Below are 17020 nucleotides of genomic sequence, written 5' to 3' on the forward strand. Positions count from 1 at the left end.
GACAATGCAGAAGTCGTTACACTTCTCCTTCAAAGAAAGCATTAAGATATTCCTCTTGGTCTTTTTCTTCCCTTCCGGAGCCAAGATATTTCTTCCAGGATAGGGATTCATGATATACAATACCCATTTCCCAAACGCAGTAAGTCGGGAGGTGGGTTTTGTTTCTGTCCCATATCTCAAAATTCCCGGAGCCGTCATAGTAGACACTTTCCCATAATTCATTTTCATTTCGCCATGTACAGACCAAAAGAAGATAGTTCTCCCCGCAACGGTGCATAATGACAAATCCCAGATCATCCCTATTCTGAAAATTTTCTTCAGCATTTTCAATACACAGTTTGGCATTATGAATATCCTGCGAAGAGATTTCTGCAGGATCATTTGCGAGATTATACCACTTGAATTTTGTTTTTCCTACCGTGAAAATTCCTTTTGGTAGTGCATATTTGGAAGGATAAGTAGTGGTTTTCATAAAAATGGTTTTTGTAGTACTATATATGTTAATAAAACTAGTGATTTTCTATTAAATATATGTTCATAAATGTTTTTTAAAAGAATAAAATACCACAAAAGTGTTATATGAATCAGTTTATTAATTTGCTAAATTTGATGATAAACTAATAAAAATCCATAATCATGAACCTTCAACTAATTGAATTAGCCATAGGGCTTGTCTTTGTATATCTGCTGCTTAGCATTTTTGCGATGACTGTAATGGAGATGATCTCAACATTTTTTCGGATGAGAGGGGAAATGCTGAAAAGTACAATAGAAAAAATGCTTTTTGATAAAAGTAAAAATCCTGAGAAGATCAATGAGTTTTATGAACAGCCACTTATTCTTTTTCTGGGGGATGATGTGTCCACTTCGTCTTATCTGGATCAATTGCTTTCTAAAAAGTATAAAAAACTTCCTAGCTACCTTAAAAAAGAGGACTTTTATGCCATTCTTTTAAGTTTTATCAATGATAAACAATTTTCAGACTCCCTTGAGGAAATCCAAAAGAAAATAGAACAGGCCTCTTTTTCGGAAAATACAAAATCACACCTTCTTTTCTTGCTAAAAAAATCTGCCGGAAATATTACAGACTTCAAACAAGAGATCATTCATTGGTTTGATGAATGTATGGAACGTGCCAATACGTGGTATTCCAGAAGAGTGCAATATATTCTATTGGTACTTGGATTTGTAATTGCCTTTGCTGTAAACGGAGATACTTTACGAATGATTGATAAGCTGAACAGTGATGAAAAACTAAGGAAAGAACTGGTAGAATCTGCAGCAGAATATGTGAAGAAGAATCCTGAGATTAAAGGACGTCCAAAAGACTCATTAAGTATACCGGTAAAAATTGAGAAAGAATACAATACGCTGCTCAGTGAGTCTCACAATCTTTTAGGCTGGGAAAAGGCTAAACCTGGACAGGTAAAAGAAAATGATAAAAGCAATGTCGAAGACATTTTTTTCAGAATATTGGGATTTCTATTGACAGCTTTTGCCATTAGCTTGGGTTCCAATTTCTGGTTTGATATGCTTAAAAAACTTCTGAATATAAGAACTTTAGGGAAACCTACACAAAATCCATAGCATGATGGAAACAATTCTTTTTTACCTCTTACTGTTGGTAGCAGCCGCTTTTATCCTATTTTATTGTAAGGACAGTCTGTATGCTGCTAAAAAAGTGAAAATATTCAAAGATATTTTTGAGAAATATCCCTATTACTTTATTCCTCAAAAACCTGTAAAATGGTTTGATTTTACCGGACTGATGAACAGTTTTAGAATGGTTTCTCTTTCTGCGGATATCCTTTCTATCATAGACAAAAGAGAAATGCAGACGGCTTTGGGAAAAGATACCGGAAGAGAGCTGATAGAGAATAATTGTGATGAATCGGAAGAAGAATTCTGGTTTGATTTTATTGCAGATACCGGGGATGGTTTTGATGCGACTACCACTGTTTTTTATCATTTAACAAGAGATGTATATACGTATTCTTTTAAAAATGAATTCGATAGAGATATTGAGGATGAGGCTGAAATTAAACTAAAAAAGGGGTCAGTTTTGGCCATAGGAGGTGATCTGGTATATCCCGTAGGCTCTGAAGTCAATTACAGAGACCGTTTCAAAGGACCTTTAAGACTTGTAGCTCCGGATACAAGAGAGGCAGGGCCTATCCTCATTGCAACACCGGGAAATCATGACTGGTATGATGGGTTAAGTGCTTTTTTCAGGCTGATGTGCCAGAGAAGTAAAATCAGTAACTACAGAACGGTACAGAACAGAAGCTATTTTGCCTACTCATTGAGGAAAAATGTGCATCTAATGGGAATTGACAATCAGCTGCTGGGTGATATTGATATCCCTCAAATGGCCTTTTTTACGGAATATGTAGAAAAAATATCGAAAGGGAATGATGTCAACCATGTGATATTGCTCATTGCAGAACCTTATTGGTACAATTATGAAATAAAAGACAGACATAAGAGGAAACAGCGTATGGATAGCCTGGAATATATCATCAGAACGATGAAAGAAGCGGTCAGAAAACTGGAAGCAGGTAATATAAAATCAGAAATTATTTTTGATGTGGTGCTTACAGGAGATATTCATCATTATTCCCATTATAAATTAGATGAAAATGTGAAGGGCTACGACAAAGAAATCAAACATTATATTACTTCGGGGGGAGGAGGAGCTTTCGGGCATATTACTGACTTCTTAAAAGATGAAATCACGCTTCCCATCTTACAAAATACAACGACTACAGAACTGAAATATAAACTGGATGGCAGATACCCTTCTAAAGAAAAGTCTGGAAAGAAAACATTCTGGAACCTTATTTTCTTTATGATCAATTATGAATTCACCGTATTGCTGTTTTTTCTTTCATTAATCGTTGCCTGTGTTTTTTGCTATTCTGATTCTATTGTAAAATGGCTGATATTACTTGTAATCCCGATGGTATTTTATTTTATCATCACCAAAGTCACCAGTACAGAATGTTCAGAAGAAGAACAATGGAAGAGCAAAATAATGCGGGGAACATTGTTTGTGCTTTCGTTTGGTATTCAATTGTGGGTGTTTGCAATATTTCCCACCTACGGATTTACTTTTTTAGATGACAGCCATTTGTCATTTATCAATGATTTAAAAAGCTTTTTTAAAGTCCCAAAGGATAATGATTATCTTATTGTACAGGTCATCATTGCTTCTCTTTTGCAATCCATACTTTTTGGGTGGTATATTCTTGTAGGCTATCATCTTTTCAAATTTTATGTAACCGAAATTTCATCAGGGAAAATAAATACAGGAAATAAAAACTTTTTGAAGTTCAAGATAACAGATAAAGAAATTGTCATCTACGTAGTGGCCATAAAAAAAACATACAAATGGATGAATTTGCTGAAAAAGAAACAAGCATCCTATCTGCAAAAAGAAATGCTTACAGAAGATCCTAAGAAATTTATCCGAGACAATTTTAAAATAGATCCTGACAAAAATGTGAGAATTATTGACAAAATAACAATTCCATTATAATCTCAGTTTTACAACTACCAAAACCTCAAAAACTAAACTCATGGAAACTAATTTTAAAAAACCTGCTCAGGATGATAATAACGGAGTTTTGATCTCCTATTATCAATTACGAATGTTTATCGGGTTACTTGGATTTCTTTTGTCATTTCTTCTCGTTGCAACAACTTATTTCCTGAACGATGAACATCCGCTTAAAGTAAGTATCAGTCATTATTACTACAGTTTCGGACACATCATTTTTGTAGGAACATTGTGTGTATTAGGAGGATTATTCGCTACCTACAGAGGAAAAGACAGATATGAAAACATGCTTTCAAATTTTGCAGGAGTAATGGCAGTATTGGTTGCTGTTTTTCCAACAGAAATAAAAGGGTATGAGGGTAATATTTATATTCCCATAGGAAGTGAAAATTATAAAGAATGGTTCAGTGGCGTACATTATGCAAGTGCTGGATTACTCTTTGTGTCTTTTGCTGTCTTTTGTTTGTATTTCTTTCAAAAAAGTGATAAAGAACAGGATGGTAAACCTATGTCTGAGGAAGAAGCCGTAAAGAAAAGCCGTAGAAATCTGTATTATAAAATCTGTGGTTGGGGAATTCTTATAAGCATTGCGTGTATTGGAATCATCGCTCTTTTTAAAAATAGTTTATCTTCTCATAATCCATTTTTAATGTATTCTACATTTATTTTTGAAACAACATCCTTATTTTTCTTCTCTACCTCCTGGCTGTTAAAATCCAGTGAATTCTGGAATAAAAATATCCCATTAGTAACCTATTTCAGGTAATAATGTATAGGTGTATAAAAGGCTGAGAGCCTGGGTTTACAAAAGAATTTATCTATGATTGTGTTTACTTATTCTAAATAGGTGAAAAATGCGTAAATTTGTAAACAATTTATATTTATATGTTGACGAAAGAAAAGGTTCAGGATTTCCTTAAAGAAATAGAAGTAGACGACTTGGTGAGTAATCTTCAGATTGTGGGTAATGATGTTTATATTGACATGACCGCTCATTCGCCTGCAATGCACGAAAAGAAAAAGCTGGAAGCTGCAATGAAACAAGCTTTTGCCAGTGAGTTTGGAGAAGAGGTTCATTTAAAACTTAAAATCGTTTCTCCCGAGCCTAGTGAAATTCAGAAAAGTCAGATCAAAGGAAAACAAATTCCGGGAATTCAAAATATCATCGCTATTGCTTCCGGTAAAGGAGGAGTAGGAAAATCTACAGTGGCTGCAAATATGGCAGTAACATTGGCTAAAATGGGCTTTAAAGTTGGATTGTTAGATGCCGATATTTATGGACCATCTGTTCCTACCATGTTTGATACAGAAGGTGAAAAACCAGTTTCTGTAGAAGTAAACGGTAAGAGCTTGATGAAACCTGTTGAAAATTATGGAGTAAAAATGCTTTCAATAGGATATTTCTCAGGAGCCAATCAGGCAGTAGTGTGGAGAGGTCCTATGGCTTCAAAAGCATTAAACCAGATGATCAGAGATGCTGCATGGGGAGAATTGGATTTCTTATTAATAGACCTTCCTCCGGGAACGGGTGATATTCACTTATCCATCATTCAGGAAGTTCCTGTAACAGGTGCAGTGATCGTAAGTACGCCTCAGCATGTTGCATTGGCAGACGTAAGAAAAGGAATTGCCATGTTCCAGATGGAAAGTATTAACATTCCGGTTCTTGGATTAATCGAAAATATGGCTTATTTTACACCGGAAGAACTTCCTGACAATAAATATTATATCTTTGGAAATCAGGGAGCGCAATATTTAGCTGAAGATTTGGGAATTCCTGTACTAGGAGAAATTCCATTGATTCAAAGTATCAGAGAGGCAGGAGATGTAGGAAGACCAGCGGCGCTTCAGGAAGGATCTAAAATTGCAGATATCTATACAGAAACTGCCAGAAAAATGGTAGAAAGTTTAGTGGAAAGAAATAAAAGTCTTCCTCCTACTGAAGCTGTAAAGATTTCCACAATGGCTGGATGCTCACCAAAAGCAAAATAATTATAACTTTCAATACAATTGAAAAGAACCGAATTGAACTGAAAAATATGGAAACAAACATAACGCACGAAGACACAGTAACAAGAGTAATGGAAGCTCTGGAAAGTATCAGACCGTTTTTGAATAAAGACGGAGGTGATATTGAGCTTATTGACGTGAAAGATAATCAGGTTTTTGTGAAACTTTTAGGTAACTGTTCCGGATGTTCATTGAATTTTTCAACCCTAAAACTGGGCGTTGAAAATACGATCAAACAACACGCTCCGGAAATTGAAAAGGTAATCAACGTAGAGTAAAATTATCTCAGAGATATTTTTAAAAGACAGGCTTTTTAAGGCCTGTCTTTTTTTGTTCAAAAATAAATACCCTTCACAGTCTTTGAAATCTGTGAGGGGTACATTTTTTTATTGCTTCACCAGCTTATTGTCTACTCCTTCAACAGAGAGATCCGGTTTTCCCGATTTTGTTCCCGAAGTTCTGTAGTAAATTACATTACCGCCTCCTTCTAAAATAACTTTGTCTACCTTATCAACATATACTTTATTGCCGGTTCCTGAAATAGAGATTTTCTTTGCGCTGCCTTTGATTGTTACCGTGTTATCGGCTCCTTCAATCTCGGCAATTCCTCCATTGAGGGTATAGTTGAGCTTATGGCCTACACCTTCTACCTGTATCATTTTATTATTATCCGATTTTTCTGACCCATTGGCAGATTCTGTTTTTCTGGATTGTGAGAAGGCCGTACCTGTTCCAAGTAAGAGGAGAGCCAAAACTCCTGCTGTTTTAATATTTTTCATTGTGAAATTGGTTTGTTTGGAGTAAATATAGATATAAAATCATTTTTTTTATCCATTTTAAAAGTTAAATACATCTTAAATAATAAATTTTTATGATGCGGTTTCCTCAACGATTTTTTGATCACTTTTAATTCTGTGGCGGATTCTAATTTCCCAATAACAAAAAAGCTCCGGAATCTCCGAAGCCTTTTCAATCAACTAAATACATATTTTACTTTACAATAACTCTTTTTATCTGCCCTTCTGAGGTTTTTATAAGATAAACACCTGTAGAGAGATTGGAAGTATTTATTGTTAAAGCATTCTTTTCTTTTCCGATTAGCTTTCCGGACATATCATACAATTCATAATCCTGTTTTCTGTTGAAGTAAAGTGTATTTCCTTTGTTCACAGGATTTGGGAATACGTTGAATGTTGCCTGTTCAGTTTTTGTTTCCCCGGTTCCCAGAGTAGCTGGCATTGCTACTTCATACATGGATAAAGTTCCGCTGATCTCATTGGCGACAATCACATAACCTGTATTGGTGGTTGTGTTTTCAGGAGCTATGTAGATGATGCCTTCAGGACCGTTATCTCCTCCGTAAGCGGAAGTAGAGCGGGAGTGTTTGTAATCTGTGAAAGTAGGATTATTGGGATCTGTGATGTTATACGCCATAACGCCACCGGTTCTTTCTAATGTAATGAAAGCATAAGTCTGCCCGTTGATATTTCCTAATGCCACCCCTTCCGGTTCAGGACCTTTGGCGCGGCTTCTGTTTTTAGCACCATTAGATTCATTATCCGCATTGAAAATTAATGGATGGTTGGCTGCAATATATCTTTCAAACTGATCCCCACTGTCATATACAATCTGCTTGGTATCTGCATTGAAAATAGAGAATGAACGGGCTCCTAGAGCTGCCATTTCTTCAAAGTCGGCATCTCCGTCCGTATTTCCAGTAGCAGAAGAAACCCTAAGTCTCCCAAGGTTATAAGAAGCCTTTAAAATTGAAGAATTCGGGAAAAGTACAGGATCTAAAGTATAGGTATTAGCCCCCACAGTTGTTCTCTCGCTGTATCCGGAAAGATCCTTTTCATCTCCTTCGTTAGCCGTTACGATATAATGGGTATTTCCTACCTTATAGTTTTGGACCGCATCCGGAACATAATAAGCTTTCACCGGCCAGTTAGCGATCAAAACCTCACCATTATTATCCGAAGCATCAAAACCATTCCCTGGAAGACTCATGTCTTTTTTGCCCAATCCCCAGATTCCTGTGATGGTTTTAGTGACCAGGTTAATTTCTGCAACAGCATTATTTTCCTGAAGTGTTACCCATGCTTTCTGACTGTCAGAGCTGATAGTCACATATTCAGGTTCCAGATCCTGAGAAAGAGTGTTATTGGTTCTTACTTTTCTTAATCCTGTAGCAGTAAGAGCTGCTACTTGAGAATCAAAACTGTTGAAATTAAGAGTGGTTACATTACTTTGTGTAAGGTTTCCAATGCCTCCTGAGATATCAATGATACTGATTGTTCCTTCAGGATCTACAGTGTAAGCATCATTAGGTTCCCCTTCATTAGCAGTAATTACTTTTGTCCCGTCAGGAGAGAAAGTTACCATATCCGGTAAAGCACCTACGGTAACTTGTTTCAGGAAGTTTCCGTTAATATCAAAAAATACTACAGAACCGTTTTGCTGAGGATTAGCATTGGGGGAAGAGGCGGCTATAATTCCGTTTTTCACAGCGATACTTGTGATACCGCCATAAGGAGCCATATTTACAGTTTTAATGACTGAAGGAGTATTCGGTGTGCTGAAATTAATGATATCAAAAACATCCGTGATTGAACTGATTGTGAATAAACGTTGAGTGGATGGATCGTGAACCACAATTTCTGTAGAACTGGTACTGTTTCCTGAAGGGTCAAAACTTCCAAGGTAATTCAGCTGGATCTGATGGGAAGGAATCGGTGCTGGTTTATCATTATCTACAATATAAACGGTAGCAGAATTGTCACCTGAAAGGGTTGCTCCGACAGGGTTTTCAAGGCTTACCACAAAATATTCGGCCTGCTGTTCTGCCACTGTGTCATCAATAATCGGAATATTTACAGTGTAGCTTGTTGTAGATGGAGTAATAGTAATTGTCTGATTTGCTAAAGTAAAATCATTGGCATCAGCCGTACTGAACGGCGCTGGTTTTACAACAAGATTTACTGTAGCAGTTGAAGGATTGGTGATATTGATTTTGAAAGCAAGATTTCCTGCATTTTCATCGACTTTAATGAAATTCTTTTCTAAAGAAATTGTAGTTCCGGCAGTAGTAAAAGTACTGGACGTAACGGCAGTAACTCCATTATCACTGAAGTCTTCCACTGTATTGGGCTTAAGCGCTACATAATAAGCCTGCCCCGGTACTAAACCGGAAGTAGGGATCACTGTGATGATATTGTTGCTGAAAGTCGTCGTAAAAGGAACTTGGGTACCTGAAGCATTTCCAAGTCGGAACTCTACAAGATTTTGTGCATTAGAATTGCTAATTGGCGAATTATCCGTTAATCTTATATTTTCATTAAAAGATAAGGTAGGATTTACAGTTGTTGAAGCGTTATTGGTATTATTAGCAGGCAGATAAGTGACTGTTGGCGGAGTGGTATCAACCCCTCCTACAGGTGTAGCATCTACGGTAAAGTTATCAAAACGGTTGTTCCCTCCCGTTCCCCCTCCTGTGGCAGAGAAATCAACTTTTAATTTAAAATTGGGGTTGTTGTTAGCTCCCTGTATGGCAGAAAAATCCAGAGTAGTCAGCTGTGGATCGGCATCCTGAGGACTTACAGTCTGGAACTGTACAAAGGTAGTTCCATCTGTGGAATAAGACCATGTCTGCGTTCCTGCTCCCTGTGTAGATCTTCTGGTTGTAAATTTAACAATGACATTGTTGTATCCTGTTGTTGGAAGATTAAATTGTAAAGCTCCTCCAATCGGATTATTGAATCTTAAATGGTTTCCGGATGCATCACCGTTTCTCGCATTTAAATTTTGCAAATTAAAATTCTGTGCAGTACCACCGGCAAAATCGATGACGCTTGTACCTCCTGCTATTGCTGCAAGAGAACCATTCACCATGGTAGAAGTAGGTGTGGTGATTGCTGCTGCAGATGCGTTATTGTTAAAATTCCAGTAATGAATCAGTGTCTGTCCAAAAAGACCGCTCTGGAAAAAGAATGCGGCAATCACAGACCCTTTTAATAGGTAGTTGTTGATCATTTTTACTTCAATTAGATAAATGCAAAAATGAACTTTCTGTTTCGCAACTATTTTAATGGAATCTTAAGAAATGTTTAAAAAATAGGTTTGTTTCCGATAAAAAGATAAAATTATGTTTGAATGAGAAGCATTAGAATGAAATTATTTCTCTGGCTTTCCTGAAAAATTTAAAATCGTACCTGATTTATTTCCTTCCAACGGATGTTTCTGCATGTAAAAATATCCTGAAACTGCAGTCAGAAGCAAGAGTACAAAAATAACCAGAACAATTCTTTTTAACATGTCTCTCATATCGCTAAATTTTTAATATCTCTAATTTCTAAAGTGGAGGTAGGGTACCCTTTGTGTGTGGCATTGATCATTGCTCTACCCACTTCGTGTAAAGTTAATGATTTTGACTGAAAAAAAATAGGAAAAATCCAAATAAAAGGTTTAAAAAACCATTTTACATTCACTTGACCGTCAACAGGTTTCATGAATCCAGGACGAAAATTATAAGCTCCCCTGAAGTTCATCTTTTTTAAAGAATTTTCGGTTCTGCCTTTTACTCTTGCCCACATAAGTTTTCCGCTCTCTGTACTGTCTGTGCTGGCTCCGGAGACATAGTTGAAAACCATTTCCGGATTTTGATTCAAAACTGCTTTTGCAAAATGCAGGGTGGTATCGTAAGTTATTTTGGTATAGTCTTCTTCATTCATGCCTACGCTGCTGATTCCTGCACAGAAAAAACAGGCATCATAACCTTTCAGTTTTTCATCATGAAGGTCGATTGATAAGAAGTCGGGAACGAGATATTCTTTCAGCTTAGGATGTGTTTTTCCAGAGGGTTTTCTGCTTACGCTGAGTATTTCTGAGATATTAGGATTGTCAAGACATTCCATTAAAACACCTTCGCCTACCATTCCTGTAGCTCCTGTAAGAATTATTTTGATTGAGTTCATTGCTTTGCTATTGATAATCGTATGACGAATGGGGGAGAGGTTTTACTTTAAAATTTGAGAAAATTTTTAATAAAAAATATTGTTGGTGAAATTCAATAGGGGTGGGCTTTAGCCCGCCTTAGAAAATGAGAAAATTTCCATTGGCTTTAGCCAAAACTTAACAATATAGAAATTGCCTGGTTGCTTATGAATCATGTTCGCGTGTCACAATGACAATTTAGGTTATGGATGAATGTGACCCTAGCCCCGATTGTAGCAACATCCTTTTTCTGTATGGCATTGGGCAGGTGTTAGCGAAAAAGATACAGCGGAAAGCGGGAAAAGCTTCTAAAATAAAAAACCAGCTCAAAAATGGCTGGCTTTATATAGTGTTGAATGTCGTTATTTATGATGTTGTAACTGACTGTAGATATTATGAATCAGTCCATCGGCTACAGAGATTTTAGGGACAAATATTCTGTTGATGTCAGACCATGACATGACATTGTTGAAAATGCCCAGTGCATGTGCCAGTACGTCGGCACGGTCTTCTCTCAGGTTGTGTTTTGTCATTCTTTCTTCCACAGACAGCTCATTCAGCTCTTTATACGTTTTTTTCAGGTGAGCCAAAGACATTGGTTTTCCGTCCTTGGTTTTGCTCATGGAGAATACTTTATTGATGTTTCCTCCTGACCCGATCGCCACAATAGGCTTTTTGCTGATGATGTTTGTCTTTATCTCCTCCTTCATTTCATTCCAGTTGTCTACCGTAACGAGGTTATTGAGAAGTCGGATTGTTCCGATATTGAAAGATTTTTCGTAAACCATTTTACCGTTTTCATAGAAGGTAAGCTCGGTAGAACCTCCACCTACGTCAATGTATAAATAGGCGAATTCTTTGTCAAGGCCTTCTGCTACATGGTTCTCATAAATAAGGGTAGCTTCTTCATCACCGGAAATAATCTCGATATTGATTCCTGAGGCTTCTTTTACCTGACTTATAATTTCATTACCATTGGCTGCATCACGCATAGCGCTGGTAGCACAGGCTCTGTAATGTTCTACTTTGTATATTTTCATCAGGTCACTGAAGATTTTCATGGAATCGATGACCATTTTTTCTCTTTCCGGACCTATTTTTCCGATGGTGAAAACATCCATTCCCAGTCTCAGAGGTATTCTGAGAAGGTTCAGCTTGATGAATTCCGGTTTTCTGTTGTTTACTTTTACTTCATTGATAAGAAGTCGGGCTGCATTACTCCCTATGTCTATCGCTGCTATCTTCATTTTTTGATTGTTTTAGCTTTTAAATATTTATAGGTTTCTATTTGTGAACGGCATTCTTTTTTATCATTTTTTATATATTCATTGCTCAGTCCTTTGTCCAAAATTCTGGCTTTTACATTATCTCTCAGCTGAATGTCAAGAATATCTTTTAATTCTTTTTTGAGATTTTTGTCCGTTATTTTAGCCGCTGCTTCGATCCTGTAATCAAGGTTTCTGGTCATCCAGTCTGCGGAAGAAATGTACATGTCTTCGGCCCCTTTATTATAAAAATACATAACCCTGGCATGTTCCAGGTATTCATCTACAATACTGATGGCCTTTATTTTCTCTTTAAAATCTTTCTGATTTACGGCACAATAGATTCCTCTTACGATCAATCTGACCACCACTCCTGCTTTGGCTGCATCGTATAATTTTTCAATCAACAATCTGTCGCTCAGAGAATTTACTTTTACGATGATCTCTGCTCTTCGTCCTGCCTTAGCTTCTTCGATTTCTTTATCGACATGGTGAACAATCTTTTCACGCATAAATTGAGGACAAACTAATAAATTTTTACAAGTTTTCAAAACCGGAATAAAGTCATCTTTTGGTTTTTTCAAAACATTGAAAACTTTATTGATGTCTGCCATGATGCCACGATCTGCGGTCAGCAACAAATGGTCACCATATATTCTTGCTGTTTTCTCGTTGAAATTTCCTGTACTTACAAATCCATATTGAATGGTCTTGTTGTGTGCTCTCTTTTTGATAACACACAGCTTGGCATGCACTTTTTTGGTTGGAATTCCTACAAGAACGGTAATTCCTTCGGGCTCCAGCATATTTCTCCATTCCAGATTGGATTCTTCATCAAACCTTGCCTGAAGTTCCAACATTACAGTTACTTCTTTGCCATTTCTTGCCGCATAGATCAATGCATTGATAATTTTTGAGCTGCTGGCAAGACGGTAAGCCGTGATCTGTATAGATTTTACATCCGGGTCCATTGCCGCTTCACGCAGAAGGTCAATGACCGGATTATATTTATGATAAGGGAAGGTAAGAAGTATATCTTCTTTTAATATAACATCTGTCACTCTTTCGCCATGCTCAAATGCCTGGTGGGTAAAAGAAGTTCTTTCCACAGGCCTTTCATACTTTTCAAAAACATCAGGAAAATCCATGAAATGCTTGAAGTTATGAATTTTTCCTCCAGGGATGATACTGTCTTTCTTAGTTAAATTCAGCTTTCTGATAAGAAGTTCCAGCAAAGCTTTATCCATATCTTTATCAAAAACGAAACGGGTAGGTTTCCCCTTTCTTCTGTTTTTGAGTCCTTTCTCTATCTTTTCTGCAAAATTGGTTCGGATGTCATTGTCCAGATCCAATTCGGCGTCTTTTGTTACTTTAAAGGCATTGGCTGCAAACTCGTCATATCCGAAATAAGAGAATATGTGCGGTAGGTTAAAGGTAATCACATCTTCCAATAGCATTACATTTTTTTCTTCCGGATCTTCTGTAGGCAGCAAAACAAATCGTCCTACAAAACGGGAAGGAATCTCAATAATGGCATAATTGCTGGAATACTGCCAGTCTTTCTTTCTCATCGCTACCCCCAAATAAAGACTTTTGTCCCTCACATAAGGCATCGGTGTATTTTCATGAAGAAGGATAGGAATGACATTAGATTCTACCACTTCGTCGAAATATTGTCTGACAAACTCTTTTTGTTTTGCTGTCAGATTTTTAGAATTTTTAATGGAAACATTGTGTTCAGCCATTTCAGTCTGGATTTTCTTCCAGGTTTTGTCGAAATTCAGCTGTTGCCTCATGACTATTTCATTGATTCTCTGAAGGATTTTGGAGGGTGGCTGATAAAAAGACTCAGCAATCACTTTTTCCTTAAAATCCATGGCACGCTTTAATCCGGCAACACGTACTCTGAAAAATTCATCTAAATTATTGGAGAAGATTCCAAGGAAACGTATTCTTAAATGTAAAGGAACTTTTTCATCCATAGCCTCCTGTAAAACTCTTTCATTAAAGGCAAGCCATGTGATATCTCGTGGATTAAAGTGTAATGACATTCTAAATGTGTATATTTTATCAAAAATAATAATTCGTACAGATTCTGTCTCTATTTCTTAGGTTAAACTTTAATTAATTTTTAAATATTAGTGAATTAATTTGTGGTGTTGATAATAAAGATATTGATAATCAATGTGTTTTATAAAGTGAATATTGAGAAATTCTACTTTTATGCAGCAAATGATAAGATATATCAAGTTAATAAGGATTATTTATATTAAATGTACAGCAAAATGTTATATTGTAAAATATGTCAGAAAAAAGAAAAAGAATTAATGAATAGATTTAAATAGGCTAAGAGCTATTCTTGTAAAAATTATATGAAAATATTTCCATATTAAATCATACAAACTCCCGATTTTATCAGGGGTTTTGTTTTTATTGTGTCATTTTGTCATAATTCTTTGAATGGTATAGATATTGAGAAATTGAGAGTGTAAATTAAATTAAAAATAGAAAAAATATAAAATATTATGAGTAAAATAATTGGAATTGACTTAGGAACAACCAACTCTTGTGTTGCTGTAATGGAGGGTAAAGACCCTGTTGTTATTCCTAACGCAGAAGGTAAGAGAACTACTCCTTCTATTGTAGCTTTTACAGAAGACGGAGAAAGAAAAGTAGGTGATCCTGCAAAAAGACAGGCTGTAACGAATCCAACAAAAACTGTTTACTCTATCAAAAGATTTATCGGAACGCACTTTAAAGATGATGCTTCTGAAGTTTCAAGAGTACCTTATAAAGTGGTTTCAGGACCCAATGATACTGTAAAAGTAAAAATCGACGATAGAGAATATACTCCACAGGAAATTTCTGCAATGACTCTTCAGAAAATGAAGAAAACTGCTGAAGATTATCTTGGACAAGAAGTAACAAGAGCGGTAATTACTGTTCCTGCATACTTCAACGATGCACAAAGACAAGCGACTAAAGAAGCTGGAGAAATTGCAGGTCTTAAAGTAGAAAGAATTATCAACGAACCTACAGCTGCAGCGTTAGCTTACGGTCTTGATAAGAGCCATAAAGATCAGAAAATCGCAGTATATGACCTTGGAGGTGGTACTTTCGATATCTCTATCCTTGATTTAGGAGATGGTGTATTTGAAGTATTGTCTACAAACGGTGATACACACTTAGGTGGTGATGACTTTGATGATGTGATCATCAACTGGATGGCTGATGAGTTCAAAGCTGAAGAAGGTGTAGATTTAAAAGCGGACGCTATTGCTCTTCAAAGATTGAAAGAAGCTGCTGAAAAAGCTAAAATCGAATTATCATCTTCTACTCAGACTGAGATCAATTTACCTTATATCACTGCTACGGCTACAGGTCCTAAGCACTTAGTAAAATCTTTAACGAAAGCTAAGTTCGAGCAATTATCTGCTGATCTTGTAAGAAGATCTATGGAGCCGGTTGCTAAAGCATTAAAAGATGCTGGTTTATCAACTTCTGATATTGATGAGGTAATCTTGGTAGGAGGTTCTACAAGAATCCCAATCATCCAGGAACAAGTAGAAAAATTCTTCGGTAAAAAACCATCTAAAGGAGTTAACCCGGATGAGGTTGTAGCTATTGGTGCAGCAATCCAGGGAGGTGTATTGACAGGTGATGTAAAAGATGTATTATTACTTGACGTTACTCCACTTTCTTTAGGTATCGAAACAATGGGGTCTGTATTCACGAAATTAATTGAAGCGAACACTACTATCCCAACTAAAAAATCTGAGGTATTCTCTACAGCTTCTGACAATCAGCCAGCGGTAAGCATCAGAGTAGGACAGGGTGAAAGATCAATGTTCAACGATAACAAGGAAATCGGTAGATTCGATCTTCAGGATATTCCACCAGCACCAAGAGGAGTTCCTCAAATTGAAGTAACTTTTGATATTGATGCTAATGGTATTCTAAGTGTATCTGCTAAAGATAAAGGAACTGGTAAAGAGCAGACGATCAAAATCCAGGCTTCTTCTGGTCTTTCTGACGAAGAAATCGAAAGAATGAAGAAAGAAGCTCAGGAAAACTCTGCAGCAGATGCTAAGAAAAAAGAAGAAGTTGAAGTTTTCAACAAAGCAGACGGATTGATCTTCCAGACTGAAAAGCAATTGAAAGAATTCGGTGAAAAACTTTCTGCTGACAAAAAAGCAGCAATCGAAGCAGCTCACGCAGAATTAAAAACGGCTTTCGAAGCTAAAAATGCTGATGACGTAAAAGCTAAAACTGAAGCGTTAGATGCAGCATGGATGGCAGCTTCGGAAGAATTATATGCAGCTGGTCAACAGCCAGGTGCTGATGCAGGTGCAGGAGCTCAGAACGCTGGTGGAAACGCTGGGGCTGAAGATGTACAGGATGCAGACTTCGAAGAAGTAAAATAATTATTGATTAATTTCAGTTATAAATAAAAAAACAGCAAACATTGTTTGCTGTTTTTTTTATTCCTATTCCTATTCCTCTTACAATTACAAAATTCAACATTTAAGTCATATTTGTGTTGACGATTTTAAGCCATGTTTTCGTTAAGAAGAAAAATTTTATACGATATTGAAAGGAGAGGAATAAGCTGCTTTCATTATTTTTTTTTGATGATAAAGATTTGGCTTGTTTTATGCTATATTCACCTAGTTAATTAAAAAAAAATGACAATATGAAAAAGAAATTATTCACCTTATTAGCTTTTGGATTATTTGCAATAGCTATTAATGCTCAAGAAACTGTAAAACAGGACGCCAAAAATGTAGGTAATGCCGTTCAGAAAGGAGCAAAGGCAACAGAAAAAGGAGTGAAAAATGGTGCAGAATGGGTTGGAGATAAAACTCGAAAAGGGGCAAAAGCTACAAAAAAAGGTGTTAAAAACAGCACAAAATGGGTTGGGAAAACGGCTACTAAAGGTGCAAAAAGTGTTAAGAATGTTGCTGTAAAAGGCGCAGATGCAGTTTCAGATGGTTATAAAGATGTAAAAGCAGATTTAAAAAAATAATTTTTCTGAAGAATAAAAAAGAAACGACTCTAGTAATAGGAGTCGTTTTTTTTATATGATTTATTCAAATTAAATAAAAGCCACTTTTAAACCATAGAAGGTGGCTTTTATTTATTGTTTTTTCTAGAATATATTTTAGGAAGGAAACTTAATTTTATTAATTGTAGTAAG

14 protein-coding genes are annotated in these 17020 nt (G+C 36.3%); 7 read left to right on the forward strand and 7 right to left on the reverse strand.

The window, feature by feature from the left end:
• Nucleotides 1-16 precede the first annotated feature (16 nt).
• Nucleotides 17-472, reverse strand: a complete 456-nt coding sequence (locus LF886_RS07015; RefSeq protein ID WP_236853490.1) for a hypothetical protein — start codon at nt 470-472, stop codon at nt 17-19.
• Nucleotides 473-636: 164 nt separating this feature from the next.
• On the opposite strand from LF886_RS07015, the gene LF886_RS07020 reads away from it, so the two are divergent.
• The 5 genes from LF886_RS07020 to LF886_RS07040 all read left to right on the forward strand — a co-directional run bounded on the left by LF886_RS07020 (nt 637) and on the right by LF886_RS07040 (nt 5847).
• Nucleotides 637-1587, forward strand: coding sequence for a hypothetical protein (locus LF886_RS07020; RefSeq protein WP_236853491.1), 951 nt, complete (start codon nt 637-639; stop codon nt 1585-1587).
• 1 nt (nt 1588) lies between these two features.
• Entirely contained in the window at nt 1589-3538 is a 1950-nt protein-coding gene (locus LF886_RS07025) for a hypothetical protein (RefSeq protein WP_236853492.1), read from the forward strand.
• A gap of 40 nt (nt 3539-3578) precedes the next feature.
• Nucleotides 3579-4325 carry a hypothetical protein gene (locus LF886_RS07030; protein ID WP_236853493.1) on the forward strand — a complete coding sequence of 249 codons (747 nt, stop codon included), beginning with the start codon at nt 3579-3581 and terminating at the stop codon, nt 4323-4325.
• A 119-nt stretch (nt 4326-4444) separates the two neighbouring features.
• Nucleotides 4445-5551 (forward strand): Mrp/NBP35 family ATP-binding protein, encoded by a 1107-nt coding sequence (locus LF886_RS07035; RefSeq protein ID WP_236853494.1) that lies wholly within the window; start codon nt 4445-4447, stop codon nt 5549-5551.
• Between the two features lie 47 nt (nt 5552-5598).
• Entirely contained in the window at nt 5599-5847 is a 249-nt protein-coding gene (locus tag LF886_RS07040) for a NifU family protein (protein ID WP_002977212.1), read from the forward strand.
• Nucleotides 5848-5955: 108 nt separating this feature from the next.
• On the opposite strand, the gene LF886_RS07045 is transcribed toward LF886_RS07040, so the two are convergent.
• The 6 genes from LF886_RS07045 to ppk1 form a co-directional block, all read right to left on the reverse strand.
• Nucleotides 5956-6348, reverse strand: coding sequence for a DUF3060 domain-containing protein (locus LF886_RS07045; RefSeq protein WP_236853495.1), 393 nt, complete (start codon nt 6346-6348; stop codon nt 5956-5958).
• 211 nt (nt 6349-6559) lie between these two features.
• On the reverse strand, nt 6560-9598 hold the full coding sequence (locus LF886_RS07050) for a choice-of-anchor I family protein (RefSeq protein WP_236853496.1): 3039 nt from the start codon (nt 9596-9598) through the stop codon (nt 6560-6562).
• Nucleotides 9599-9739: 141 nt separating this feature from the next.
• Complete coding sequence (locus LF886_RS07055) at nt 9740-9889, reverse strand: hypothetical protein (RefSeq protein WP_236853497.1); 150 nt, start codon at nt 9887-9889, stop codon at nt 9740-9742.
• Complete coding sequence (locus LF886_RS07060; RefSeq protein ID WP_236853498.1) at nt 9886-10539, reverse strand: NAD-dependent epimerase/dehydratase family protein; 654 nt, start codon at nt 10537-10539, stop codon at nt 9886-9888. The genes LF886_RS07055 and LF886_RS07060 overlap by 4 nt, the downstream gene beginning before the upstream one ends.
• A 381-nt stretch (nt 10540-10920) precedes the next feature.
• Nucleotides 10921-11805 (reverse strand): exopolyphosphatase, encoded by an 885-nt coding sequence (locus tag LF886_RS07065; protein ID WP_236853499.1) that lies wholly within the window; start codon nt 11803-11805, stop codon nt 10921-10923.
• Complete coding sequence (gene ppk1, locus LF886_RS07070) at nt 11802-13874, reverse strand: polyphosphate kinase 1 (RefSeq protein WP_103231716.1); 2073 nt, start codon at nt 13872-13874, stop codon at nt 11802-11804. Before ppk1 ends, LF886_RS07065 begins: the two co-directional genes overlap by 4 nt.
• A gap of 474 nt (nt 13875-14348) precedes the next feature.
• Between ppk1 and dnaK the strand changes: the two genes are divergently transcribed.
• On the forward strand, nt 14349-16247 hold the full coding sequence (gene dnaK, locus LF886_RS07075) for a molecular chaperone DnaK (protein ID WP_236853500.1): 1899 nt from the start codon (nt 14349-14351) through the stop codon (nt 16245-16247).
• A 269-nt stretch (nt 16248-16516) separates the two neighbouring features.
• A complete protein-coding gene (locus LF886_RS07080) occupies nt 16517-16849 on the forward strand; it encodes a hypothetical protein (protein ID WP_236853501.1) in 333 nt (110 codons plus the stop codon).
• Nucleotides 16850-17020 lie beyond the last annotated feature (171 nt).

Source organism: Chryseobacterium sp. MEBOG07, assembly GCF_021869745.1.
Taxonomy (GTDB): Bacteria; Bacteroidota; Bacteroidia; order Flavobacteriales; family Weeksellaceae; genus Chryseobacterium; species Chryseobacterium viscerum.